Genomic DNA, 17,205 nt, shown 5'->3' on the forward strand with positions numbered 1-17,205 from the left:
CGGTCAGGCGTCGAACTCCAGGTCGAACGGCGTGTCGCGAAACCGTGCTGGGCGCCTTCTCCCGGCATAGGCTTCCACCATCCCAACCTCCCGAGGAGGCAGCGATGGCGACATCCGACCCGAAGTCCGGCCGCACACGGCCCCGATCAGGCCTGTTCCGCACGAAGTCGGTCGAGCAGTCGATTCTCGAGACCGACGAACCGGAGACCAAACTTCGCAAAGACCTCACTTCGTGGGACCTGACGGTCTTCGGTGTCGCGGTCGTGATCGGCGCGGGCATCTTCACACTCACGGCCCGCACTGCGGGCAACATCGCGGGGCCGTCGGTCTCGTTGGCCTTCGTGTTCGCGGCGGTCGCGTGTGCTCTCGCGGCACTGTGTTACGCGGAGTTCGCGTCCACGGTTCCGGTCGCGGGCAGTGCGTACACCTTCTCCTACGCGACGTTCGGTGAGTTCGTCGCGTGGATCATCGGCTGGGACCTGATCCTCGAGTTCGCCCTCGCGGCGTCGGTGGTGGCGAAGGGCTGGTCCCTGTACCTCGGTGAGGTGCTCGGCAGCTCCAGTCCGGTGTGGCACATCGGTTCACGCGAGATCGACTGGGGCGCGGTGCTCATCGTCGCGATCATCACCGTGCTGCTGGCGACCGGCACGAAACTGTCGTCGCGGGTCTCGGCCGTGATCACGGCGATCAAGGTCGCGGTCGTGCTGTTCGTCGTCGTGGTCGGGGCCTTCTACATCAAGGGGGACAACTACTCCCCGTACATCCCGCCGTCGGAGTCCGGATCGACCGGTGAGGGCATCCATCAGTCGCTGTTCTCTTTCGTCACGGGCGCCGGTGGCAGCACGTTCGGCTGGTACGGCCTCCTTGCGGCGGCGAGCCTGGTGTTCTTCGCCTTCATCGGCTTCGACGTCGTGGCGACGACCGCGGAGGAGACCAAGGACCCGCAGAAGGCGATGCCCCGCGGCATCCTCGGGTCCCTCGCGATCGTGACGGTGCTCTACGTCGCGGTCTCGCTCGTGCTCACCGGGATGGTGAACTACACCGACCTGGCCGGCGACGATTCGACGCTCGCGACCGCCTTCGCGATCAACGGAATGGACTGGGCCAAGAATCTGATCTCCTTCGGTGCGCTCGCGGGCCTGACCACCGTCGTCATGGTCCTGATGCTCGGACAGACCCGCGTGTTGTTCGCGATGTCGCGTGACGGCCTGATGCCGCGCAGCCTCGCTCCGACCGGTAAACACGGCACGCCGGTCCGGATCACCGTGCTGGTCGGCGTCGTCGTCGCCGTCCTCGCCGCGTTCTTCCCGATCGGCACTCTCGAGGAGATGGTCAACATCGGAACGCTGTTCGCGTTCGTGCTGGTGTCGATCGGCGTCGTGGTGCTGCGTCGGACGCGTCCGGATCTGCCCCGAGGGTTCCGCGTGCCGTTGGTGCCGTTCGTGCCGATCCTCGCGGTCATCTCCTGCCTGTGGCTGATGTTCAACCTCTCCGTCGAGACCTGGCTGCGCTTCGTGGTGTGGATGGCGATCGGCGTGGTCGTCTACTTCGCCTACAGCCGGCGGCACTCGATGATCGGTGTGCGGGAACGTGCCGCCGCCGCGCAGTCGGAACAGAAATCGTGAGGTTTACAAATTAGCTCGATTGTCTAGACCACGTACACGAGGCCGCGTATCGTCAAACCCAGGGTGATGCCGCTCACTTTGGGGCGGTCTCGTGGAAGGGGACGACAATGGCGACCGACGAAGCTGTCGAGACGGACGTGCCGGTCTGGCGCGATAAGAAGCGGTACCTGTGGCTGCTGGGCCTGATTCCGCCGACGGCGATCTTCCTGGCGATCGGGTTGGTCTGGGCGTTCGACCGGATCGGGTTGGACGCGGTGGCGCCGGTGTGGTGGTGGATCGGGCCCCTGCTGGTCTACTTCCTGCTGCCGATCCTCGACCTGGCGTTCGGCGCCGACGGCCAGAACCCGCCGGACGAGGTCATGGACCATCTCGAGAACGATCGGTACTACCGCTGGTGCACGTACGCCTACATCCCGCTGCAGATCGTCACGGTGGTGGTCGCGTGCTACCTGTGGTCCGCGGACGACCTGAGCTGGCTCGGGATCGACGGCGGGCTGGGCCTGATCTCGAAGATCGGCCTCGCGATCAGCGTCGGATGCGTGGCCGGCATCGGCATCAACACCGCGCACGAACTGGGTCACAAGAAGGACGATCTGGAGCGGTGGCTGTCGAAGATCACGCTGGCGCAGTCGTTCTACGGACACTTCTACATCGAGCACAACCGCGGCCACCACGTGCGGGTCGCCACCCCCGAGGACCCCGCGAGTTCCCGCTTCGGGGAGAGCTTCTGGGCGTTCCTGCCCCGCAGCGTGTGGGGCAGCCTGCGCTCGTCGTGGCACCTGGAGAAGGCGCGACTCGAGCGGCTCGGCAAGAGTCCGTGGACGATTCGCAACGACGTGCTGAACGCGTGGCTGATGTCGGTGGTGCTGTTCGGTGCGGTGATCGCGATCTTCGGCTGGGAGGTGGCGCCGTTCCTGGTGCTGCAGGCCGTGTTCGGGTTCTCCCTGCTGGAGACGGTCAACTACCTCGAGCACTACGGATTGCTGCGTCAGCGCACCGAGAGCGGACGCTACGAGCGCTGCACGCCTGCGCACAGCTGGAACAGCGATCACATCTGCACCAACATCTTCCTCTACCACCTGCAGCGGCACAGCGACCATCACGCCAACCCCACGCGGCGCTACCAGACGCTGCGGAGCATGGATGCCGCGCCGAACCTGCCGAGCGGGTACGCCAGCATGATCATGCTCGCGTACGTGCCGCCGCTGTGGCGTGCGGTGATGGATCGAAAGGTCCTCGCGCACTACGACGGCGACATCACGAGGGTCAATCTGCAGCCGAGCAGGCGGGAGAAGCTGCTCGCGGCACACGGGGGCGCGGCATGAGCGCGTATCGCTGCCCGGTGTGTGAGTTCGTGTTCGACGAGGCCGTCGGCGCGCCCCGCGAGGGGTTCCCCGCCGGCACCTCGTGGGCGTCGGTGCCCGACGACTGGTGCTGCCCCGACTGCGGGGTCAGGGAGAAGATCGATTTCGAACCCGTGTGACGGGGAACAGGACAGGGATCATGAAGGACTACAAGCTCTATCAGTGCGCGCAGTGCGGATTCGAGTACGACGAGGAACTCGGCTGGCCGGACGAGGGGATCGCGCCCGGCACCCGGTGGGAGGACATCCCCGACGACTGGCGCTGCCCCGATTGCGGTGCAGCGAAGGAGGACTTCTTCATGGTCGAGGTCGAGCACAGCTGAGGCGGCGGGCGTGCCGCCACTAGGGTCGAGAGTATGACCGAGTCACATCCACGGGTGCCGTACCAGGAGGCGTCGCGGCTGCTGCTGCGCGAATCGATCCTGGACGCGGTCCACGACTTCCTTCTCGAACGCGACTGGTCGGGTGTGACCATGACGGACGTCGCGGCGGCGGTGGGCGTGAGCCGGCAGACGCTGTACAACGAGTTCGGGTCGCGGCAAGGGCTCGCGAACGGCTACGCGCTGCGGCTGGTGGACCGGTTCGTCGACGCCGTCACGGACGCGGTCTACCGGCACGAGGGCGATGCCCACGCGGCGCTGGTGGACGGATTCACGGGCTTCTTCCAGGCCAGTGGCGCGGACCCGTTGGTTCGGTCACTGCGGACGGGTGCGGCGAAACCGGACCTACTGCGCATCGTGACCACCGACAGCGCCCCGCTGATCGAGCGGGCGACGGGGCGGCTGGCAGAGACCTTCCGGCTGAGCTGGATTGGGGCACCGGACGCCGAGGCGACGGTGCTGGGGCACGGCATCGTGCGCATCGCGCTCAGCTACGTGTCGATGCCGCCGACGTCCGATCGTGACGATGCGCGCGAGTTGGCGGCCCTGCTCGCGCCCTTCGTCGACGTCGTGACCCGCGCGTGAGGTACTGCCCGTCCCCGGTGCGGATCGGTACCCGATAGCCTGGGAGCCAACCCAGACAGTCAACAGGAGAGGCATATGACGACCTCAGTTTCATCGGAGCCGGTGGCAGAGCACCGGGGCGGGATCGACTTCAAGGTGGCGGATCTGTCGCTCGCCGAGTTCGGCCGCAAGGAGATCCGTCTCGCCGAGCACGAGATGCCCGGTCTGATGGCGCTCCGCCGCGAGTACGCAGACGTGTTGCCGCTCAAGGGTGCTCGCATCTCCGGTTCGCTGCACATGACGATCCAGACCGCGGTCCTGATCGAGACGCTGGTCGCGCTCGGTGCTGAAGTTCGATGGGCGTCGTGCAACATCTTCTCGACGCAGGACCACGCCGCCGCAGCCGTCGTCGTCGGCCCGCACGGAACCGTCGACGAGCCCAAGGGTGTCCCGGTCTTCGCGTGGAAGGGCGAGACGCTCGAGGAGTACTGGTGGGCCGCCGAGCAGATGCTCACCTGGCCGGGCACGACCGCGAACATGATCCTCGACGACGGTGGCGACGCCACGATGCTGGTGCTGCGCGGTGCGCAGTACGAGAAGGCCGGCGTCGTTCCGCCCACCGACGACGACCACGACTCGGACGAGTACAAGGTGTTTCTCGCGCTGCTGCGCAAGTCGCTCGAGTCCGACGGCGGCAAGTGGACCGCGATCGCCGAGTCGGTCAAGGGTGTCACCGAGGAGACCACCACGGGCGTCCTGCGCCTGTACCAGTTCGCTGCCGCCGGTGAGCTCGCCTTCCCGGCGATCAACGTCAACGACTCGGTCACCAAGAGCAAGTTCGACAACAAGTACGGCACCCGCCACTCGCTGCTCGACGGCATCAACCGCGGCACCGACGTCCTGATCGGCGGCAAGGCCGCGCTGGTGTGCGGTTACGGCGACGTCGGCAAGGGCTGCGCCGAGGCGCTGCGCGGCCAGGGCGCACGCGTCACGGTCACCGAGATCGACCCGATCAACGCGCTGCAGGCGATGATGGACGGCTTCGACGTCAAGACCGTCGAGGAGTTCATCGGCCAGGCGGACATCGTCATCACTGCGACCGGCAACAAGGACATCATCTCCTTCGAGCACATGAAGCAGATGAAGCACCAGGCGATCCTCGGCAACATCGGCCACTTCGACAACGAGATCGACATGGCGGGTCTCGAGCGGGCCGGTGACGTCACGCGCATCAACATCAAGCCGCAGGTCGACGAGTTCACCTTCGCCGACGGCCATTCGATCATCGTGCTGTCCGAGGGGCGCCTGTTGAACCTCGGCAACGCCACCGGTCATCCGTCGTTCGTGATGTCGAACTCGTTCGCGAACCAGACGATCGCGCAGATCGAGCTGTGGACCAAGCCGGACGAGTACGACAACGAGGTGTACCGCCTGCCCAAGCACCTCGACGAGAAGGTCGCGAAGATCCACGTCGAGGCGCTCGGTGGCTCGATCACCAAGCTGACGAAGGACCAGGCCGAGTACATCGGTGTCGACGTCGAGGGCCCGTACAAGCCGGAGCACTACCGGTACTGAGGCACCCGCGACATTCGTCGTAGTCAGTCACGGCATCGGCCGGGGATCGTGGTCACGATCCCCGGCCGATGCCGTTATCCGGCCCTCCCGGCGCGGTCCGCTCGCTAGGGTCCGAAGGTATGGCGGCGACGGGGAGTGGCGAGCGTCTGTTGTTTCGCGATGTCCGGGTGTTCGACGGCGAGTCCGCGACTCTCGTGCACGGAGACGTGCTGATCGACGGCGACCGGATCGAGGCGGTCTCGGAATCGCCGATCGGGGACGCGCCGGGACGGGAGACCGTCGTGATCGACGGCGGCGGCCGGGTGCTGATGCCGGGGATGAGCGACGCGCACGTGCACCTGGTGGGCAATGCCAACTCGTATCTGGATCTGCTCACCGGGTCGCAGGCACACATCGCGCTCAACGGTGTCGCGGAGGCCCGGAACATGCTGTCACGCGGATTCACCGCGGTGCGCGACATGGCGGGCGACACCGCGAGCATCAAGACCGCGGTCGATCGGGGCCAGTTCCCCGGTCCGAGGATCTATCCCAGCCAGGCCGCGATCTCACAGACCAGCGGGCACGGCGACTTCGGCTTCGTCTACGACACCCCCACCGAGCTCGGCGGTGTCGAGAACCGATCCGAGGCAATCGGTTTCATGCGCATCGCGAACGGCGAATCGCAGGTTCTGGCGGCGGTACGGGAACAACTCAAGCGCGGCGCCTCGCAGATCAAGCTGATGGTCGGCGGTGGTGCGGCGTCGATGTACGACCCGCTGTACACGGTGCAGTTCACTGCGGGCGAGTTGCGGGCGGCGGTCGACGCGGCCACCGATTACGGCACGTACGTGGCCACCCACGTCTACAACGTCACGGGCATCCGGCGGGCGATCGAGGCGGGAGTGACGTCGATCGAGCACGGCCATCTCGCGGACGAGGACACGATCGCGCTCATGGCCGAACGCGGCGTGTGGCTGTCGATGCAGCCGTTCGCGGAGGACGACCACCACTTCCCGGATCCCGGCCGGGCGGAGAAGAACCGGGAGATCTGCGGGGGCGTGGAGCGGGTGTACGGCTGGGCCCGCGAGCACGGGGTGCAGGTCGCCTTCGGCACCGACCTGCTCCTCGAACCCGAGTTCGCGGCGAGGCAGAGCGCGATGGCGGCCCGCCTGGCCGACTACTTCGACAACGTGGATGCGCTCCGGATGCTGACGTCGGGCAATGCCCGACTGTTCCGTATGGCGGGGGAGCGGGATCCGTACCGCGACGCCCCGTTCGGGGTGATCGCGCCCGGGGCGTGGGCCGATGTGCTGCTCGTCGACGGAAATCCGCTCGACGACCTCTCGCTGCTCGCCGATCCGGCGAAGTACCTCGCGGTGATCGTCAAGGGCGGCGTGGTCCACAAGAACGTGTTGTGACCGCCGTCCCGTCCCGGGGTCCGGGCGTCGGGCGGTGACCACCGATAGGCTCGGCGGTCGTGGGAATGCTGATCGCCCTGGAGGGGCTCGACGGTGCCGGTAAGCGCACGCTCGTCGGCAAGGTCGTCGCTCGACTCGAATCGGACGGCCTCGACGTCGCCACGCTCGACTTCCCGCGCTACGGGGCGTCGATCCATGCCGATCTCGCTTCCGAGGCGCTCAGGGGCGCACACGGCGACCTGAGCGCGTCGGTGCACGCGATGGCCGTGATGTTCGCGCTCGACCGGGCCGGCGCGGCCGAGCGGTTGCGGGAACTCGTCGCCGCGCACGACGTCGTGATCCTCGACCGCTACGTCGCGTCCAACGCCGCGTACGGCGCCGCGCGGATGCACGAGGATGCCGAGGGCGAATTCGTCGGCTGGATCGACAACCTCGAGTTCGACCGGCTCGGGCTGCCGCGTCCCGATCTCCAGCTGTATTTGGACGTGCCGGTCGCCCTCGCCGAGGAGCGCGCCCGGGCACGCGAAGCGCAGGACATTTCCCGTGTGCTCGACGCGTACGAAAAGGACACTGGCCTGCAGAGTCGGACCGGCGAGGTGTACCGCGAACTGGCGGCCACGGACTGGAACTCGCCGTGGTGGACGCTCACGCCCGACACCGATCCGGGCATTCTGGCCGATAAACTGGCACTCTTGCATCAGCGGAGAGGGCTGCCGCCGAAACATTGAGCGGCACGCCGAGGCGTGTACGCGCCTTTCCACATCAAGCAGCCTCGAAGATGTAACGATAGGGATATGAAGCCAAGGATTCTGGTTGTCGACGATGACACGGCGCTCGCCGAGATGCTCACCATCGTGCTTCGCGGTGAGGGGTTCGAACCCTACGTGGTGGGCGACGGCAGCCAGGCACTGGCGGCCGTCCGTGAGACGCGGCCGGACCTGGTGCTGCTCGACCTCATGCTTCCCGGCATGAACGGCATCGACGTGTGCCGTGTCCTGCGGGCGGAGTCCGGCGTGCCGATCGTGATGCTCACGGCCAAGACGGACACCGTCGACGTGGTCCTCGGGCTCGAGTCGGGCGCCGACGACTACATCATGAAGCCGTTCAAGCCGAAGGAGCTGGTCGCCCGGGTCCGCGCCCGGCTGCGTCGCACCGAGGAGGAGCCCGCGGAGGTGCTCAGCATCGGCGACATCATGATCGATGTCCCGGCGCACAAGGTCACGCGGGACAACGCGCTGATCTCGCTGACGCCCCTCGAGTTCGATCTGCTGGTGGCGCTCGCCCGCAAGCCGCGTCAGGTGTTCACCCGTGAGGTACTGCTCGAACAGGTGTGGGGCTACCGCCACGCTGCCGACACCCGCCTGGTGAACGTGCACGTGCAGCGCCTGCGCGCGAAGGTCGAGAAGGATCCCGAGAACCCCGAGGTCGTTCTCACCGTCAGGGGGGTCGGCTACAAGGCCGGACCGCCGTGATCGGTGCCGGACGGAACCGGCGGCGAGTCCGCAGGGCGTTCTCGCCGCTGATCCGCTGGTGTCGGGCTTCCGGCAACAGGCTCGCTCATTCGTGGCGCAGGTCGCTGCAGCTACGTGTCGTGGTTTCGGCACTGTCGTTGTCGCTGATCGTCATCACGATTCTCGGTGTGGTGCTCACCAGTCAGCTCACCGATCGCCTCCTCGACGCGAAGATCACCGCGGCGAGCGAGGAACTCGACCGTGCGCGGGGCACCGTGGAGGCGCAGCTGTCGGGTGCCGACGACAGCGGATCCCTGCAGGTCCGGTTGGATGCTGCGCGCCTCGCGCTGACGAATCGGGAATCCGACGGTGGCCAGACCTCCGGCTCCGCGGGCACCTTCGATCCGGTGCTCATCGTGCCCGGCGACGGTCCGCGCGAACCGACGGCGAGCGGACCGGTCGAGCAGATCCCGGAGAGCCTGCGCGAATTCGTGCGCGCGAACCAGATCAGCTACCAGTTCGCGACCGTCAACGACCCGGACGGGTATTCCGGCCCCGCGCTCATCATCGGCAGTCCCACCGCTTCGGACATCGCCACGCTCGAGCTGTATTTGGTGTTCCCACTCGCGAGCGAGGACAGCAGTCTGTCGCTGATGAGGGGCACGCTGCTCATCGGCGGCGCGGTGCTCGCGGTGCTGCTCGCGGCGATCTCGATGCTGGTGGCCCGGCAGGTCGTGCTGCCGATCCGTTCGGCGTCCCGCATCGCGGTGCGCTTCGCGGACGGCCGGCTCAAGGAGCGCATGCCGGTGCGCGGCGAGGACGACATGGCGCGTCTCGCGATGTCGTTCAACGAGATGGCCGAGAGCCTGTCGAAGCAGATCACGCAGCTCGAGGAGTTCGGCAACCTGCAGAAGCGGTTCACCTCGGACGTGAGCCACGAACTGCGAACACCGCTGACCACCGTGCGCATGGCCGCAGACCTCATCCACGACAGCAGCGACGAGCTCGATCCCGTGCTCAAGCGATCGTCGGAGCTGCTGGTCGCCGAGCTGGACCGGTTCGAGAGCCTGCTCGGGGATCTGCTCGAGATCTCGCGTCACGACGCCGGTGTCGCCGAGCTCGCGTCCGAACAGCTGGACCTGCGCATGTGTGCGCGCGCCGCCGTCTCGACGGTCCGCCACCTCGCGAAGGAGACGTCGACGGAGCTGATCGTCGATCTGCCCGAGGAACCGGTGGTCGCGGAGGTCGATCCGCGCCGCGTCGAGCGGATCCTGCGCAACCTGCTCGCGAACGCGATCGACCACGGCGAGGGCAAGCCCGTCCTGCTGCGGTTGCGCGCGGACGACGACGCGGCGGCGTTCATCGTGCGGGACCAGGGGGTCGGTCTGCGTCCGGGGGAGGAGAAGCTGGTGTTCAACCGGTTCTGGCGGTCCGATCCGTCGCGTGTCCGGAGGTCCGGGGGGACCGGCTTGGGGCTGGCGATCAGTGTCGAGGACGCGAATCTGCACAACGGAACGCTCGAGGCCTGGGGCGAGCCCGGCGAGGGTGCCTGCTTCCGGCTCACGCTGCCGCGCGTGCGCGGGCGCAAGGTGACCCGGAGTCCGCTGCCGCTCAAGCCGGGCGTGACCAAGTACGTCCAGGGCCGGCCGCTGCCGGGCGCGCCCGCCACGACCGGGGTCCAGGAGACCACGGTCCAGGAGACGGCGGGGCAGGAGACGGCGGGGCAGGAAACGGCGGGGCCGGTTGCTGCGGAGAGCCCCGTCCCCACCGTCATCGAGGCGGACGTGATCGAGGAGGAGTTGCCCACGCCTGCCTTCCAGCCCGATCCGGACGACAGTCCGACGGTGCCGAGGGTGCGGGAGAAGGAATCGTGAAGCGGTCGCGTGCGGTGTTGTGCGCCGTGCTCGGGGCTGTGATCGTGGGCGCGACGGGCTGTGCCAACCTGCCGGACTCCTCCGCGCCGCAGGCGATCGGAACGATCGAACGATCGGTGCCGACCACGAGCGTCGAGGCGCCCGCGCCGGGCCGGGAACCGGACCTGCTGCTCCGGGACTTCGTCAAGGCGAGTACCGATCCCGCCAACCGGCACCTCGCCGCCCGGCAATTCCTGACCAAGGACACCTCGGCGCGGTGGGACGACGCCGCGAGCGCGACGATCGTCGACAAGATCGACCTCATCCTCGAATCACGCACCGCGGATCGCGCGGTGTACACGATCCGGGCCAACCGGGTGGGACAGCTCGAGCCGGGCGGTCTCTACCAGGCTCAGGAAGGCACCTTCGAGGCCAAATTCAGCTGGGTCAAGGTCGACGGCGAGTGGCGGATCGACGACCTGCCGTCCGGCGTCATCATGGATCGGCCCCAGTTCCTGAATTCCTACCAGCGCAAGTCGCTGTACTTCCTGGACCCGACCGCCGCCACCGTGGTGCCGGATCCGCGCTGGGTCGCGGCGAGCCAGGACCAGATGGCCACGCAGTTGATCGGTCTGCTCATCGACGGCCCCAAACCCTCGCTCGCGGGCGCGGTGCGCAACGAACTGGGCTCCGGGGTGTCGGTGCTGGGCACCATCACCAAGGCCGACGGCCGCTCGTCGCAGGTGGGGGTCGGTCTGGGCGGTATCCGCGTCGACTTCCAGGGACTCAGCAAGATGAGCGCGCAGTCGCGCGAGCTTCTCGCCGCACAGGTGGTCTGGACGTTGGCGAACGCCGACATCTCCGGGCCCTACGTGTTGCTGGCGGACGGGCAGCCGCTCGATCCTCGCTACGCCGACGGCTGGACCACCGCGGACGTGGCGTCGTTGAATCCCCTCGCGACCACGAGCGCCACCGTCGGTCTGCATGCGTTGCGCGGGGGCGGCCTCATCTCCGTCGACGACGCGGTCGTCACGCCCGTCCCGGGCTACTTCGGGGCGTCCGACAACCTTCGTTCGGTCGCGATCTCGCGTGACGGCTCCCTCGTGGCCGCGGTGGCGGAGACGCGGCGCCCGGCGCCCGACCCGCAGACCGCGCTCGTGGTGGGGACGTACGACGGCAACGTGGCCACCGCGCTCGAGGCCCAGTCGGTGACGCGGCCGTCCTGGGCTCTCGACGGCACCAGCGTCTGGGCGGTGGTGAACGGCTCGACCGTGGTGCGAGTGGTCCGGGAGACCGGCACCGGCAAGCTCACCACGACGAACGTGGAGAGCGGGGCCATCGGCGCCATCGGTGGTCCCGTCACCGAACTGCGGCTGTCGCGTGACGGCGTGCGTGCCGCACTGATCGTCGACGGCAAGGTCTACGTCGCGACCGTGGTCCAGTTGCCGGACGGCGCCTATTCGCTCACCAACCCGCGCGCGATCGCGCACGGGCTGGGCGGACCGGCGATCTCGCTGGACTGGAGCACCGGGGACACGGTGGTCGTCGCGCGCGGGGGATCCGACGTCCCGGTGGTCCAGCTCGCGGTCGACGGATCACGGATGGACTCGCTGCCGAGCCGGAACCTGACGGCGCCGGTGACGGCCGTCGACGCGACGTCGACCACCGAGTACGTCGCGGATGCGCGCGCGGTGTTCCAACTCAACAACAACGACCCCGCCGGCGATCGGTACTGGCGCGAGGTGCCCGGGCTGGCCGGCACCAAGGCGATCCCGGTCCTGCCGGGCTGACCCGGACCGGTCGGCGGCGCGATCGCCGGCTTGTCGGTGGCGGGCGGCACACTGCCCGGTGTGCGCACACTCCTCGACCTGGTCCTACCCGCCGAGTGCGGGGGCTGCGGTGTCCAGGGAACGCAGTGGTGCGAGCGGTGCCGCCGGTCGCTGGCGGACGCACCGATCGCGGTCACTCCCCGGGTCGACCCGGGTGTGCCGGTGTGGGCGCTGGGGCCGTACTCGGGTCCGCGTCGGCGCGCGGTGATCGCCGCGAAGGAACGTGGGCGCAGAGACCTCGCGGTGCCGCTGGGCGCCGCGCTGGCGGGTGCGATCGGGGTGCTGCGGCAGTGGGGTGAGCTGGGACCGGAGGGCTCGTCCCGGCTGTGCCTGGTACCCGCACCGACGCGCGCCCGTGCGGCACGGGCGCGCGGAGGCGACCCGGTGCTGCGGGCGGTGCGGGCCGCTGCGTCCGGACTCGAAGCGGACTGCCGCGTGTGGCCCGTCCTGTCGATGCGCCGGGGAGTACGCGATTCGGTGGGTCTGTCGGCCGCCCAGCGGCAGGACAACATCGGCGGCCGCATCGTGCTCGAGCGGTCGTGGAGCCGGATGCCCGACCCGGGGCGTCGGCGCAATGAGGTGGTTCTCGTCGACGACGTCGTGACGACCGGTGCCACTTCCGCGGAGTCGGTCCGGGTCCTTCGGTCTGCTGGGGCGCGTGTTGCTGCAGTGATCGTCGTGGCGGCCGCGTGAGCCGCACAACCCGCCGAGCTGGGAAAACGGTCGATCCGGGCGAATGTCGTCCACGACACACCGGTGAAATCCCGCTGAACAGTGGCACACCGAGCAGTTACGTACTAGCGTCGCCATCACACCCGAAGTCACAGGTGGGAGGTGATATTTCACGTTCTGATACCGGGTGGTTCCCCGCCCGGTCGAGATCGAACTCGCCGGTCCCACCTCAGTGGGCCGGCCGAAAAATCGGGAGGTACGAGTGACGACCCCTATGCAAGCCTCGGTTTTCGTCGACGAAGACACCGCCACTGCGGAGGCTCCGAGTACCACGGGCGTGAGCAACGCCGAAATCGTCGTCAAAGGACGCAACGTAGAAGTGCCGGAACACTTCCGGGTCTATGTTTCCGAGAAGCTCGCACGACTCGAGCGCTTCGATCCCACCATCTTCCACTTCGATGTGGAACTCCAACACGAACGCAACCGCCGACAGGCCAAGAGTTGCCAGCGCGTCGAGATCACGGCTCGCGGCAAGGGGCCCGTCGCCCGCGCCGAAGCGAGCGCGGACAGTTTCTACGCGGCATTCGAATCCGTGACTGCCAAACTGGAAAGTCGGTTGCGCCGGACCAAGGATCGCCGAAAGGTCCATTACGGGGAGAAGACGCCGGTATCGGTCGCGCAGGCCACTGCTGCACTCGCACAAGATGATTCGTTGGCGATCGACCGTGATCTCTCCCTGGACGGTGAGGCTCCGCCCGGTCCGGGTCAGATCGTGCGCACCAAGGTCCACTCCGCCGCACCGATGACCGTCGACGATGCGCTGTACGAGATGGAACTTGTCGGCCACGACTTCTACCTGTTCCACGACAAGGAGACCGATCGGCCCTCCGTCGTGTACCGCCGCCACGCGTTCGACTACGGATTGATTCGCCTGGCCTGACCTTGCGGACGGTCGGTCTACTCGTCCGACCGTGAATACGCATACCATGGGATCCGGCTGGGGTCGCCCGACCTCGGCCGGATCCCGTTTGTCATGTATCTGCCACCGATACCGACACCTGGAACCCGACACCTGGATTGAGGACGAAGAGGACCGTGCCGTCACTGTCGCTATCGAAGCTGCTCCGTGTAGGTGAGGGTCGCATGGTCAAGCGGCTCAAGCAGATCGCCGACCATGTCTCCTCCCTCTCTCCCGAGGTCGAGGCGCTCACCGACGAGCAGCTGCGGGCCAAGACCGATGAGTTCAGGAAGCGTTACGCCGACGGCGAGACGCTCGACGACATGCTGCCCGAGGCGTTCGCCGTCGCGCGTGAGGCCGCGAGCCGTGTGCTCAGCCAGCGTCACTTCGACGTGCAGGTCATGGGCGGTGCGGCCCTGCACTTCGGCAACGTCGCCGAGATGAAGACCGGTGAGGGCAAGACCCTGACCTGTGTCCTGCCGGCGTACCTCAATGCCATTTCCGGTGACGGCGTCCACGTCGTGACCGTCAACGACTACCTCGCCAAGCGCGACTCGGAGTGGATGGGCCGTGTCCACCGCTTCCTGGGCCTCGAGGTCGACGTGATCCTGTCCGGCATGACGCCCGCACAGCGCCGCAAGGCGTACGCGGCCGACATCACGTACGGCACCAACAACGAGTTCGGTTTCGACTACCTGCGCGACAACATGACGCACACGCTCGACGACCTGGTGCAGCGTGGCCACAACTTCGCGGTCGTCGACGAGGTCGACTCGATCCTCATCGACGAGGCCCGCACCCCGCTCATCATCTCGGGTCCGGCCGACGCGTCCAGCAAGTGGTACGGCGAGTTCGCGCGTATCGCGCCGCTGCTCAAGCGTGACGTCCACTACGAGGTCGACATCAAGAAGCGCACCATCGGCGTGCACGAGGCCGGCGTCGAGTTCGTCGAGGACCAGCTCGGTATCGACAATCTGTACGAGGCGGCGAACTCGCCGCTGGTGAGCTACCTCAACAACGCCATCAAGGCCAAGGAGCTCTACCAGCGCGACAAGGACTACATCGTCCGCGACGGCGAGGTCATCATCGTCGACGAGTTCACCGGACGCATCCTCGTCGGTCGCCGCTACAACGAGGGCATGCACCAGGCGATCGAGGCCAAGGAGAAGGTCGAGATCAAGGCCGAGAACCAGACCCTCGCCACGATCACGCTGCAGAACTACTTCCGTCTCTACGACCGGCTGTCGGGCATGACCGGTACCGCCGAGACCGAGGCCGCCGAACTCCACCAGACGTACGGGCTCGGCGTCATCCCGATCCCGACCAACCGTCCGCTGATCCGCGTCGACAACGGCGACCTGATCTACAAGACCGAAGAGGCCAAGTTCGACGCGGTCGTCGACGACGTCGTCGAGCGGCACCAGAAGGGCCAGCCGGTCCTGATCGGTACCACCAGCGTCGAGCGGTCCGAGTACCTCTCGAAGCAGTTCACCAAGCGCGGCGTGGCGCACAGCGTGCTCAACGCGAAGTTCCACGAGCAGGAGGCGACCATCGTCGCCGAGGCGGGCCGTTCCGGTGCCGTGACCGTCGCGACCAACATGGCCGGCCGTGGTACCGACGTCGTGCTCGGCGGCAACCCCGACATCATCGCCGACCTGGTACTTCGCAAGCAGGGTCTCGACCCCGTGCACAACCCGGAGGACTACGAGGCGGCGTGGGACGGCGTCCTCGAGAAGGTCAAGGACGAGGTAAAGGCCGACGCGGAGAAGGTCCGTGCCGCGGGTGGCCTCTACGTGCTGGGCACCGAACGTCACGAGTCCCGCCGTATCGACAACCAGCTGCGTGGTCGTTCGGGACGTCAGGGCGATCCCGGCGAGTCCCGCTTCTACCTGTCGCTCGGTGACGAGTTGATGCGCCGCTTCAACGGTGCGGCGCTCGAGTCGATCATGACCCGGCTCAACCTGCCCGACGACGTCCCGATCGAGGCCAAGATGGTCTCGAAGGCGATCAAGAGCGCGCAGACGCAGGTCGAGCAGCAGAACTTCGAGATCCGCAAGAACGTCCTCAAGTACGACGAGGTGATGAACCAGCAGCGCACGGTCATCTACGACGAGCGCCGCCGCATCCTCGAGGGCGAGAACCTCGAGGGTCAGGTCGAGTCGATGATCACCGACGTAGTGACCGCCTACGTCGACGGCGCAGCCGCCGAGGGCTACGTCGAGGACTGGGATCTCGAGCAGCTGTGGTCGGCGCTCAAGACGCTGTACCCGGTGGGCATCGACTACAAGGAACTGGTCGGGGCCGCCGAGGCCGGTGACTCGGACCTCGACCGCGACGGTCTGCTCGACGCGCTGCTGAAGGACGCGCACGCCGCGTACGCCAAGCGCGAGCAGGAGATCAACGAGATCGCCGGCGAGGGCGGTATGCGTGAGCTCGAGCGTCGCGTGATGCTGTCGGTCCTGGACCGCAAGTGGCGCGAGCACCTCTACGAGATGGACTACCTCAAGGAGGGCATCGGGCTGCGGGCGATGGCGCAGCGCGACCCGCTCGTCGAGTACCAGCGTGAGGGCTTCGACATGTTCTCCGGGATGCTCGAGGGTCTCAAGGAGGAGTCGGTCGGGTTCCTGTTCAACCTGCAGGTCGAGGCCGGTACCCCGCAGGGCGGGGGCGCGCCGGTGAGCGTCACGGCGGCCTCGGCCGCTGCCGCCGCCGCGGGCGGTCCTGCCTTGGGGCAGCAGTCCGCGCCGGCGTCCGAGGGTGCACCCGCTGCCCCCGTGGCACTGCGGGCGAAGGGACTGGACGACCAGCAGCCTCGCGGGCTGACGCTGTCGGGCCCCGCCGAGGACGGCAGCGCCCAGGTGAGCCGCGCGGCCGGCGACACCGACGGTCAGGCGGGCACCCGCCGTGAGCGTCGTGAGGCGGCCCGTACCGATGCGAAGTCCAAGAAGGCCCCCAAGTCCAAGCGCAAGCGCTAGACCGTGCTCGTCAGGCGATCCGCAACGATGTGATCGCCCATCCGGCCGGGTGTGCGCCCTTGCCGCGTTCGATACGCGCGGCGACGGCGAACACCCGGCCGCCGCGGTTGTAGGTGCCGAACACTTCGGCGGCGTCGGCGCGGACGACGCGGATGTGGACGCGGGTGAGGGTTGCGCCACCCAGCCGGCGGTCCGCGGGCGCGGACCGCACGAGTGCCGGAATCAGGTCGTTCACGGACGGCGTGAGCAGTGGGCGCAGGTGGGCCGACGGCCGGCGACCGTCGAGCACCTCGAGGGTGAGCCGGAGCGTGTGTTCCGCGAAGCGACGCAGCTCCGGGGACGGAGTGGACTCGCCGGCTGTGTGGGGCAGGGCCCTGCGCGGTGAGCGCCCGTCGTGCGGTGATCGGCGGGCGGTGCCGGGGCGCGACCCGGGCGTCGGCCGCTTCTCGTGTGGAAGAACCGCGTTCCGTGCGGGCGGCTCGAATTGTGGTGTGGGCGCGATGAATCGGTGTGGAACCTGCATGATCGTCCTCTCCGGTGCGCTGGCGCGGCACGCTCGTCGA

The 17,205-nt window shown here is 67.7% G+C and carries 15 protein-coding genes; 14 read left to right on the top strand and 1 reads right to left on the bottom strand.

Going from position 1 to position 17,205, the window contains the following annotated elements:
- Positions 1–104: 104 nt before the first annotated feature.
- The 14 genes from ABEU20_RS16445 to secA all read left to right on the top strand — a co-directional run bounded on the left by ABEU20_RS16445 (position 105) and on the right by secA (position 16,642).
- Entirely contained in the window at positions 105–1,625 is a 1,521-nt protein-coding gene (locus ABEU20_RS16445; RefSeq protein WP_420165449.1) for an amino acid permease, read from the top strand.
- Between the two features lie 107 nt (positions 1,626–1,732).
- A complete protein-coding gene (locus ABEU20_RS16450) occupies positions 1,733–2,950 on the top strand; it encodes an alkane 1-monooxygenase (protein ID WP_420165450.1) in 1,218 nt (405 codons plus the stop codon).
- Positions 2,947–3,108 carry a rubredoxin gene (locus tag ABEU20_RS16455; RefSeq protein WP_420165451.1) on the top strand — a complete coding sequence of 54 codons (162 nt, stop codon included), beginning with the start codon at positions 2,947–2,949 and terminating at the stop codon, positions 3,106–3,108. Before ABEU20_RS16450 ends, ABEU20_RS16455 begins: the two co-directional genes overlap by 4 nt.
- Before the next feature lie 20 nt (positions 3,109–3,128).
- A complete protein-coding gene (locus tag ABEU20_RS16460; RefSeq protein ID WP_420165452.1) occupies positions 3,129–3,311 on the top strand; it encodes a rubredoxin in 183 nt (60 codons plus the stop codon).
- 33 nt (positions 3,312–3,344) lie between these two features.
- Positions 3,345–3,953, top strand: coding sequence for a TetR family transcriptional regulator (locus tag ABEU20_RS16465; RefSeq protein WP_420165453.1), 609 nt, complete (start codon positions 3,345–3,347; stop codon positions 3,951–3,953).
- A 75-nt stretch (positions 3,954–4,028) separates the two neighbouring features.
- Positions 4,029–5,507 carry an adenosylhomocysteinase gene (gene ahcY / locus ABEU20_RS16470; RefSeq protein WP_420165454.1) on the top strand — a complete coding sequence of 493 codons (1,479 nt, stop codon included), beginning with the start codon at positions 4,029–4,031 and terminating at the stop codon, positions 5,505–5,507.
- A gap of 119 nt (positions 5,508–5,626) precedes the next feature.
- The gene (locus ABEU20_RS16475; RefSeq protein ID WP_420165455.1) at positions 5,627–6,904 is read left to right on the top strand and encodes a metal-dependent hydrolase family protein; all 1,278 of its coding nucleotides are present in this window, start codon (positions 5,627–5,629) and stop codon (positions 6,902–6,904) included.
- Positions 6,905–6,963: 59 nt separating this feature from the next.
- Positions 6,964–7,632 (top strand): dTMP kinase, encoded by a 669-nt coding sequence (locus ABEU20_RS16480; protein WP_420165456.1) that lies wholly within the window; start codon positions 6,964–6,966, stop codon positions 7,630–7,632.
- A gap of 66 nt (positions 7,633–7,698) precedes the next feature.
- Positions 7,699–8,376 carry an MtrAB system response regulator MtrA gene (gene mtrA, locus ABEU20_RS16485; RefSeq protein WP_127946284.1) on the top strand — a complete coding sequence of 226 codons (678 nt, stop codon included), beginning with the start codon at positions 7,699–7,701 and terminating at the stop codon, positions 8,374–8,376.
- Positions 8,373–10,229, top strand: a complete 1,857-nt coding sequence (gene mtrB / locus ABEU20_RS16490; protein ID WP_420165457.1) for an MtrAB system histidine kinase MtrB — start codon at positions 8,373–8,375, stop codon at positions 10,227–10,229. The genes mtrA and mtrB overlap by 4 nt, the downstream gene beginning before the upstream one ends.
- Positions 10,226–11,998: an MtrAB system accessory lipoprotein LpqB gene (gene lpqB, locus ABEU20_RS16495; protein ID WP_420165458.1), complete on the top strand. Its 1,773-nt coding sequence runs from the start codon at positions 10,226–10,228 to the stop codon at positions 11,996–11,998. Before mtrB ends, lpqB begins: the two co-directional genes overlap by 4 nt.
- Before the next feature lie 60 nt (positions 11,999–12,058).
- On the top strand, positions 12,059–12,730 hold the full coding sequence (locus tag ABEU20_RS16500; RefSeq protein WP_420165459.1) for a ComF family protein: 672 nt from the start codon (positions 12,059–12,061) through the stop codon (positions 12,728–12,730).
- 241 nt (positions 12,731–12,971) lie between these two features.
- Positions 12,972–13,649 (top strand): ribosome hibernation-promoting factor, HPF/YfiA family, encoded by a 678-nt coding sequence (hpf, locus tag ABEU20_RS16505; protein WP_420165573.1) that lies wholly within the window; start codon positions 12,972–12,974, stop codon positions 13,647–13,649.
- 155 nt (positions 13,650–13,804) lie between these two features.
- Positions 13,805–16,642 carry a preprotein translocase subunit SecA gene (secA, locus tag ABEU20_RS16510; protein WP_420165460.1) on the top strand — a complete coding sequence of 946 codons (2,838 nt, stop codon included), beginning with the start codon at positions 13,805–13,807 and terminating at the stop codon, positions 16,640–16,642.
- 10 nt (positions 16,643–16,652) lie between these two features.
- Here the strand turns inward: secA and ABEU20_RS16515 are convergent, their stop codons facing one another.
- The gene (locus ABEU20_RS16515) at positions 16,653–17,165 is read right to left on the bottom strand and encodes an Rv3235 family protein (RefSeq protein WP_420165461.1); all 513 of its coding nucleotides are present in this window, start codon (positions 17,163–17,165) and stop codon (positions 16,653–16,655) included.
- Positions 17,166–17,205: the final 40 nt, after the last annotated feature.

Source organism: Rhodococcus parequi, assembly GCF_046042785.1.
Lineage (GTDB): Bacteria > Actinomycetota > Actinomycetes > Mycobacteriales > Mycobacteriaceae > Prescottella > Prescottella parequi.

Excerpts from the sequence above, each read along its gene's own strand:
- mtrA (WP_127946284.1), top strand. The coding sequence starts at position 7,699 with ATGAAGCCAAGGATTCTGGTTGTCGACGATGACACGGCGCTCGCCGAG.
- ABEU20_RS16445 (WP_420165449.1), top strand. The coding sequence starts at position 105 with ATGGCGACATCCGACCCGAAGTCCGGCCGCACACGGCCCCGATCAGGC.
- ahcY (WP_420165454.1), top strand. The coding sequence starts at position 4,029 with ATGACGACCTCAGTTTCATCGGAGCCGGTGGCAGAGCACCGGGGCGGG.
- ABEU20_RS16465 (WP_420165453.1), top strand. The coding sequence starts at position 3,345 with ATGACCGAGTCACATCCACGGGTGCCGTACCAGGAGGCGTCGCGGCTG.
- ABEU20_RS16515 (WP_420165461.1), bottom strand. The coding sequence starts at position 17,165 with ATGCAGGTTCCACACCGATTCATCGCGCCCACACCACAATTCGAGCCG.
- ABEU20_RS16450 (WP_420165450.1), top strand. The coding sequence starts at position 1,733 with ATGGCGACCGACGAAGCTGTCGAGACGGACGTGCCGGTCTGGCGCGAT.
- ABEU20_RS16455 (WP_420165451.1), top strand. The coding sequence starts at position 2,947 with ATGAGCGCGTATCGCTGCCCGGTGTGTGAGTTCGTGTTCGACGAGGCC.
- ABEU20_RS16475 (WP_420165455.1), top strand. The coding sequence starts at position 5,627 with ATGGCGGCGACGGGGAGTGGCGAGCGTCTGTTGTTTCGCGATGTCCGG.
- ABEU20_RS16460 (WP_420165452.1), top strand. The coding sequence starts at position 3,129 with ATGAAGGACTACAAGCTCTATCAGTGCGCGCAGTGCGGATTCGAGTAC.